Source organism: Paraburkholderia sp. AV2, from assembly GCF_054968425.1.
The window spans coordinates 106,087-113,607 of the sequence record NZ_JBANLK010000017.1 but is presented as its reverse complement, the minus strand read 5'-3'; the positions used below and the strand labels follow the sequence as shown (position 1 = coordinate 113,607).

At 68.4% G+C, this 7,521-nt stretch carries 6 protein-coding genes; 4 read left to right on the top strand and 2 right to left on the bottom strand.

The genetic code is table 11. The features are described 5' to 3' along the window. Positions 1-148 precede the first annotated feature (148 nt). Positions 149-817 (bottom strand): DUF3455 domain-containing protein, encoded by a 669-nt coding sequence (locus V8683_RS14645; RefSeq protein WP_411191590.1) that lies wholly within the window; start codon positions 815-817, stop codon positions 149-151. Between the two features lie 279 nt (positions 818-1,096). On the opposite strand from V8683_RS14645, the gene V8683_RS14640 reads away from it, so the two are divergent. Together V8683_RS14640 and V8683_RS14635 are read left to right on the top strand one after the other, a co-directional pair. Beyond that, on the top strand, positions 1,097-2,290 hold the full coding sequence (locus V8683_RS14640; RefSeq protein ID WP_411191589.1) for a cupin-like domain-containing protein: 1,194 nt from the start codon (positions 1,097-1,099) through the stop codon (positions 2,288-2,290). Positions 2,291-2,294: 4 nt separating this feature from the next. Further along, positions 2,295-2,765, top strand: coding sequence for a hypothetical protein (locus tag V8683_RS14635; RefSeq protein WP_411191588.1), 471 nt, complete (start codon positions 2,295-2,297; stop codon positions 2,763-2,765). A 37-nt stretch (positions 2,766-2,802) separates the two neighbouring features. On the opposite strand, the gene V8683_RS14630 is transcribed toward V8683_RS14635, so the two are convergent. Then, on the bottom strand, positions 2,803-3,858 hold the full coding sequence (locus V8683_RS14630) for a response regulator transcription factor (protein ID WP_411191587.1): 1,056 nt from the start codon (positions 3,856-3,858) through the stop codon (positions 2,803-2,805). Between the two features lie 586 nt (positions 3,859-4,444). On the opposite strand from V8683_RS14630, the gene V8683_RS14625 reads away from it, so the two are divergent. Then, entirely contained in the window at positions 4,445-5,524 is a 1,080-nt protein-coding gene (locus V8683_RS14625; RefSeq protein ID WP_411191586.1) for an aromatic ring-hydroxylating dioxygenase subunit alpha, read from the top strand. Then, entirely contained in the window at positions 5,521-7,518 is a 1,998-nt protein-coding gene (locus tag V8683_RS14620) for a thiamine pyrophosphate-binding protein (protein ID WP_411191585.1), read from the top strand. The genes V8683_RS14625 and V8683_RS14620 overlap by 4 nt, the downstream gene beginning before the upstream one ends. The last annotated feature ends 3 nt before the right edge of the window (positions 7,519-7,521 follow it).

Below are 7,521 nucleotides of genomic sequence, written 5' to 3'. Positions count from 1 at the left end.
AAAGTAGGTGCCGCCCCGCACAGGGGCAACCCTGGCATACCACCACGAACACAAGGAAAGGCCAACTAACTAAACCCACGAAAAAAAACCCAGCAATCGAATTTCAAAACACTCCCAGAGAGTGTCCCGGATAGGCCAGCGCCCGCTTTTATTTGGCGGCTGCCTGCACCGCGCCCGCCGCCGCCGCGGCGCTCTCTGTTGCATCGGGCGACGCCAGCCGCTCCCCCGCCGAGCTCGTACGGTACAACAGATAAGTCGCGCTATAGGGCACGAGAAGACGCAGTCCTTCGTGGCGGCAATAGGGTTCCGGCGGCAAGCCGCCCACCGTATCGATACGCTCGATCGACGAGATCCGCGCAAAACGTCCGGAACCAGGCGAGCTCCCGTCGCGCCGCGCGTCGTACCGTGCCCAGGTCAGCGTATTCGCGTCGACTTGGCTTTGGCGCTCCACCTGTACTTTCACGAAGCTGCCGTCGTACGCGACGAAGTAGCCGCCCGGCAGCACGGTGCCGACGTTCTGCCGAGCGCGATCGACGAGCGTGCCCGCCGAGCCTTCCTGGGTCCATCGCAGTCCACCACCGGTTGCCGTCGCGCTGCCCGGTGCGTCGGTGTCGTCGCGTTCGCAGCGCCAGGTCTCGTCGCCGCGGGTGACGAGAACCTGATCGAGCGTCTGGTCCGGATCCGTTCGCAGTTCGCCGGGCAAGGTCGCGTTGGTCAACGCAGGGGTGTGCGCGCTCGTCGCGCAGCCGCCCAGACTGCCCACGCCCAGGACGAAGGCGAGCGGCGCTGCATACACGTAAAAAGGGAGTCGCTTCATCGGAGCGGGGTCGGTCGGGGTGGCGTCGCTCGGGGTGGAGTTGGCTTGTTGGGCACTCCGCATTAAACCGCATCGGTCAGGCAGCGGCGGCGGCGAATGCGAAACGTCGAACGGGCCGGCGCATCGATCGGACCGCGCGTGGCTCCGGTTCGGGGGCGGGTTCCGCTCCTGATACCGGCAACGGCTTCGGGTTCGCGTGCCGCGTTTCGCTAACGCGCCGGTCCGTTCGACATCGGCGCGTCATACTGGCCACTCATTGCGTCGTCTGCCCGAACTCTCATGCGTCACGCTTTAGCCCCGTCCCGCGGCGCTCGATTCCCGACCGTCGCCCCGTTGAGCGGCGCCTCGCCGGAAGGACTCGTCGCGCTTCTCGCCGAACACTACGTGCCCGTCGCGAGACCAGTCTGCGTCGATCTGTGCATTGCCGACCGGCCCGCGGCACGCTGGCGCTTCACGTTGAGCGATACCATCGGCTGCACGCATCCGGATGCCTCCGGCGACGCACCGGCCGCGCGCATCACGATGACGTCCGCTGCGCTGGACAGCATGCTGGCCAATCCGACCCGCTTCGACCCGCGCAGTGCGGAGATCGCGGCGCTCGGCGGCGTGCGCATGGGCGGTTCGCCGCGGCTCGCGGCCTACTGGCTGCAGTTGCTGAAGCGCCCCACGTCCGAAGGTGTGGCGGCGCTTGAGCGGGCGCGTGCGAGAACGCTACCGTCGCTGCACGGTGTGAGTAGCGTGAACGCGCGCGAGACCCGCGAATGGCCGCAACGGATCGTCGCATCGATTCTTGCCGGATTGCCGCTGCGGGTGCGCGCCGCGCTCGACTGGCCGGAAGTGAACTGGACACTCGCGCAATGGCGCGAGCGCGACGGCGCGGTGGTGCTGCGGGACGACCCGCGCACGGGACGCGCGCAAACGCTCCGCGACTTCATGACGGCGCTCGGCGAGACCGGTGCGGCGACGTCGGTCGAGGCGACCTATACCGGCGGCAGTCCGACGCCGCGCGCGTGGGACGCGCGCTTCCGCGTGCCGCGGCTGCCCGCTACGCTGTTCGGCCCGGCGCAGTTGTGGTTCGGCCAGCACGGCGAGGACACGCTCGTCACCCATCTGCATTGCGATCTGGAGAACTCGTTTCTCGCGCAGGTGCATGGCGGCAAGCGCGTGCGGCTCTTTGCGCCGCACGAGGAGCATAACGTGTACGCGCTCGACGCGTTCAACACCTACCGGCCGTGCCGTGTCGACGCCGGCGCCCCCGACCTGAGCCGCTTTCCCCGCTTCGCCAAGGCACGCTTCGTCGAAGTCGTGATCGAGCCGGGCGACCTGCTGGTGATTCCGACCGGCTGGTTCCATTGCGTATGGGCGAAGGGCGCGACACTGTCGATCAGCCGCTTCGCCGGCGATGCGGCGATCGAAAGCCATGCGCACACGGTCGGACTGCCGCATCCGTCCGCCGTTGCGGTCACGGCCTGACGCGATGAACCGGTTCGTCAACCCGCCCCCCGGCGGCCGCTTCCCGCGGCGCAGCGGCTGGTTGCGCCGGCGCTCCGTTTTCGGCGGCCTCCTGATCGCAGCATCGCTGGCTGCCTTCGCCGTTCGACATCACGGCTATCGCGCGGGTATCGATGCCGCCACTCCCACGGCCGCCGATACCAGCGGGCAAGTGACACACCAGGCACCCCATGCGGACGACTGCGCCGCCCGTGCCGCGCGGGCACGGTCCGTCGCGGAGGATCGCGATGCGGGCGTCTCGCGGCAACAGGAACTGACGAGGCTCGAGGAACCCGGGTCCCGGTCGACGGCGGAGCGCGACCGGGCCATATGGTCGGCGACCTTGCTGGTCGACGGCATCTACGGCACGTATGCAACGGTCCCGGCTCAAACGATCTATGCGAAATATATTCAATACTGCGAAACGCACGGATTCGACTACGCCATCGGGCGGTGAAGCTGCCTGCGAGCGCCGCGCCGATGACGGCTGCGCGTCAGTTGCGCTGACGCGAATGGATCAACAACGCCGCAGACACCGGGAACGACGGCACGGCGTTCGTGTCGGCGGACTTGCCGGATGTGGCACAGGTCGCGCCGGCCGGATGCGGGGTGCCGTTGTGCCACAACGTTGCGTAATGCGACCACGGCAACGCGTTGCAGGCCGCTTCGCTGTCTTCGGCGTGCACGCCGCGCGCCCGGCCCGCACGAGGCGCGGGTGCGAGCGTGCTGCCACCCGTCTGATGCGGTTGCGTGTCACGGCCCTTCGCATCGCGCGCCGCGGCGAGCGGACCGCTCGTGAGGTGCAGCGGTACGGCGCGCGGCTGCGCCTGCAGCGAAGGCTCCGCCTGCGTCGGCTGCTCCGCTTCCTGCCGGCCGTCATACTGCTCGATCCGGTAGCCGTGCGCGTACATCGTGCGCAGCTGCACGCCGTTCGCGCCGTTCAGGTTCAGCTTCTTGCGCAGCTTGTAGATGTGCTGTTCGAGCGTGCGGCCGACAATGTCCTCGCTGCTGCTCCAGATCGCGCCCGCGATCGTGCGCCGGCTCACATACTCGCCGGCATGCGAGAACAGCAGCCATGCGATCGCGAACTCGCGCACGGTCAGGCGGATCTCGCGATCGTCGAGCAGCACCGAGCCGGCCCGGCGGTCGAGCCGGTAGGGACCGTACTCGACCCAGTCGTCGGAGCGCGGCGGCGTGGGCAAATGGAAGTGCCGCAGCGCGCGATGGATGCGCACCGCAAGCTCGTTGCGGTCGACGGGCGCGCGCACGACGTCGTCGGCACCCGCGTTGAAGGCCTGCTCGATACCGTCGCGTCCGTCGAACGCGCCGACGACGATCAGCGGCGCGCGCCGGTCGCCATAGCATTCGCGGCGTGCGAACACGGCGCAGTTGGCGTCGATGCCGCTCGCCGCATCGACGATGATCGCGTGATACTCCTCGCGGTAGATTGCGCGTGACAGCGCCACGTCGTCATTGAAGCGGAAGCACTCGATCGTCTCGTCGCTGAAGCACAGGCAAATCAGATTGAACAGGCTGCTGTTGGTAGTCATCACGGCGAATTTCAATTCGTTCTCCAAGGACAACGCCAAAGGTTGCGCGTTAGTTTGCCCAGTGCGGTTGCCAGCCGCGCAATCGAACGCTACGGATGTTCATAAATCAGGGTTGTAACGAATTGTTTCGATGGAAGCGCTGCCAGTCGGCGTCATGGCGACAGGGTGCATCGTTAAAGCGGCATTTTAAAAGCGATACGCGCTGAAATGGCCGCCGTACGGGCGCAAGCGATTATGGGCGCGCAAGTCGGTATTAATTTCGGTGTCATTGAGCATAGACGGTAAGCTTGACTCGCATTCGTCGTAATCACCTGTCTTGCAAGGCATTTCCCGACCTTACGGATCTGCAAGCCAGTTTCAGATTTTTTGAGCATTGCCCGTGCGCTTCAATGGGCGCTTTTTCGCACCGGCATGAGCTTAATTGAAACTCCGTGACGTAGGTCTATTTAGACTCGCTTCAAACGGCGTTCGTCATTCGCGCTTTAACCCCGCTTTAAATACTGGCTCACCGTTGCGAACGGCCGCGCCGATCGGGTGCATTGCCGCGGCTTTCGGCTTTCAATCCGTCCATTGTCCGGGTGTATCGATGTCATTCCTGCTGAACACGTGGTATGTCGCCGCGTTCGCGCATGAGGTCACCGGCGCCGAGCCGCTTGCGCGTACGCTGCTCGGGCGGCCGGTCGTGCTGTACCGCGACGGCGAGGGCCGCGCGCGCGTGCTCGACGACCGCTGTGCGCATCGCTTCGCGCCGCTGTCGCGGGGATGCGTCGTCGACGGCGCGCTCGAATGTCCGTATCACGGCTTGCGTTTTGACGGCGACGGTCGTTGCGTGCACAACCCGCATGGCGACGGGCGCGTGCCGTCGCAGGCGCAGGTGCGCGCGTATCCGGCGCTCGAACGCTTCGGCGCGATCTGGTTCTGGCCGGGCGACCCGGGGCGCGCCGATGCGGCGCTGCTGCCCGCGTTCCCCTTCGTCGAGCCGCGGACGAATCTCACGCATCACGGCTATCTGAAGACCTGTGCCCACTATCAGCTAAGCGCCGACAACCTGCTCGATCTGAGTCACTTCCAGTTCCTGCATCCGGACACGCTCGGCAGCGAAGCGATTGCGCGCGGCGATGTCGAGACGAGCAGTGCCGCCACGACGGTCTGGGTGCGTCGCTCGACGTTCGATGAAACGCTGCAGCCATTCGTTGCCGAAGGCTTCGGCGTGCCGCAGGGCATGCGCGTCGATCGCTGGATGGATGTGCAGTGGGTGCCGCCCGGGCTGCTCACGATCGTGGTTGGCGTGACCGGAGCGGGGATGCCGCGCGAGGCGGGCCGCATCGCACCGTCCGCGCACTGGCTCACGCCCGAGACCGGGCGCACGACGCACTACTTCTTCGCGTTCGGCCTGCCGGACGAGATGGGCGACGCCGGCCGCGAGCTGGTGCGTTACGCGGTGGACGGACTGATGAAGCCGTTCGAGCTCGAAGATCTGCCGATGCTCGAAGCGCAGCAGCGCAATCTGGGCGAACTGGATTTCTGGGCCGCGCAGCCCGCGCTGCTGCCCATCGACCAGGGCGCGATCCGCGCGCGCCGCATCATGGAAAGGCTGCTTGCGCGCGAGCGCGACGCGCGGGAGGCGCGCGCGATCCGGCTGGGGTCCGCCGTCGCGGCGGCATGATGGCGACGCCGCTCGAAGCGCCGGAGGTGCGCGATTCGGCCGCTGCGTCGTTGAACGCGGTGTGGGTGGCGTGCGTCGTCGAGATGCTGGTTGCGGCCGGCGTGCGGCACGCGGTGCTGTGTCCGGGCGGCCGTGCGAGCGCGATGTGTCTCGCGCTCGACGCGCATCCGGGCATTAGCGTCGAGATGGTCAGCACCGACGAGCGCAGCGGCGCGTTCGTCGCGCTCGGTCTGGCGAAGGCGGGCGGCACGCCGGCCGCGGTCGTCACGACGTCGGGCTCCGCGATCGCCAACGTTTTGCCCGCGCTGACCGAAGCCGATGCGAGCGATATCCCGCTCGTCGCGATCAGTTGCGACCGGCCGCGCGTGCTGCGGGGCGCGAGCTTCGGGCAGATGGCCGATCATCTCGGCGCGACCCGCGCGTTCGTGCGCGCGCAGGCGGACCTCGACGATCCGTGCGATTCGGCCGGCGCGGTGCTCGCGATGCGCGCTCAGGTCACGCAGGCGCTCGCGGCGATGCTGGGTCGGGTGCCGGGCGATGCGTTGCCGTTGCCGCGCATCGACGCGTTGCCGTCGCCGCGTCGTGCAACGCGCGGGCCCGTGCATGTGAACGTGCCGCTTACGGGCGTGTACGACGCGGTGGAGACGCACGCCGTGTCGGCCGATACCGTGCGCGCCGCACGCACCTGCGCGGCGCTGCCGGCCGCGCAAGGGGCGTCGTACTCATCGTGCTCGTCGTCTGATACGTCGCGGTGCGATGCCGGCTCAGATCCTGTGCCCGGGATCGTCGCTCGCGTGATGGCGCGGGTGAAGGCCGCGCGCGCCGAGCAGTCACCGCGTGCGGGCATCGACGGTGTCATCGTCGTCGGTCCGGAACCGGCGGTGCCGTTGCGGGCGATATGTGCGCTCGCCCGGCGCACCGGCTTTCCGGTGCTCGCGGACGTGGCGAGCGGCCTGCGCGCGGGACACGATGCGCTGTCGCCCGACGCGGCATTGCGCGGCGAAGCGGGGGCGTTGATCGTCAGTGCGTTCGACGTGCTCGGCGCCGGCCGACTCGCGCGCGCGCATCCCGAGCTTGTGATCCGCTTTGGCCTGGCGCCGGTGCTGCCGACGCTGCACACATGGTTCGAAACGCACGGCGACGCGCCGACGATCCGCATCTCCCCGCAACGCATCGCTTACGACTATCTGCATCGCGGGCTCGATCCGCGCGATGTGCTGGTGGCGCCGGCGGCCGACGCGCTCGGCGTTCTGGCGGACGGCCTTTGCCGCGCCGCGGCCGTCGATGCCGACGCTGACGCCGACGCCGATGTTGCCGCTCACCTTCGCGCCGCGGTGCGCACCGCGTGGCGCGAGCGCTGGGCGAACGTCGCCGCGCAGGCGGCGCGCGAGCGGCGCGCGTGCGTCGCCGCGCTCGGCTGGGGCGAAGTGGTTGCGGTGCATCGCGTGCTCGCGGCGCGCGGCTTTGCGTTCGTGCACATCGGCAACTCGATGCCGATGCGCCACGCGGACATCGGCTACGACCTGCGCGCCGGGCCGCAGGACGTCTACGCGAGCCGCGGCGTGAGCGGCATCGACGGCACGCTGTCGACGTTCGTCGGCGAGGCGCTCGCGCGCCGCGAGCCGGGCCTGCTGGTGCTCGGCGATCAGGCGTTCGTGCACGATCTGTCCGCGCTCGCGGCAGCTCAGCGGGTGACGACGCCCGCGTGCGTCTGCGTGATCGACAACGGCGGCGGCGCGATTTTCGACTTTTTGCCGGTGGCGCGCGAAGCCGGTTTCCGGCGCGCGATCCGCAATCCGTATGCGATGCATCTTGCGGCGCTCGCGCAGGGCTTCGGTCTCGCGCATCGCCGCGCCGACAGCCGCGCGACGCTGGATGCGGCGCTCGACGATGCGCGCCGTCACGCGGGCGTGACGATCGTCGAGATCGTGGTCGACGCCCATTCCGGCATCGCGCAGATCGCGCAGCTCGCTCGCGCGGTCGGAGCCGCATGATGG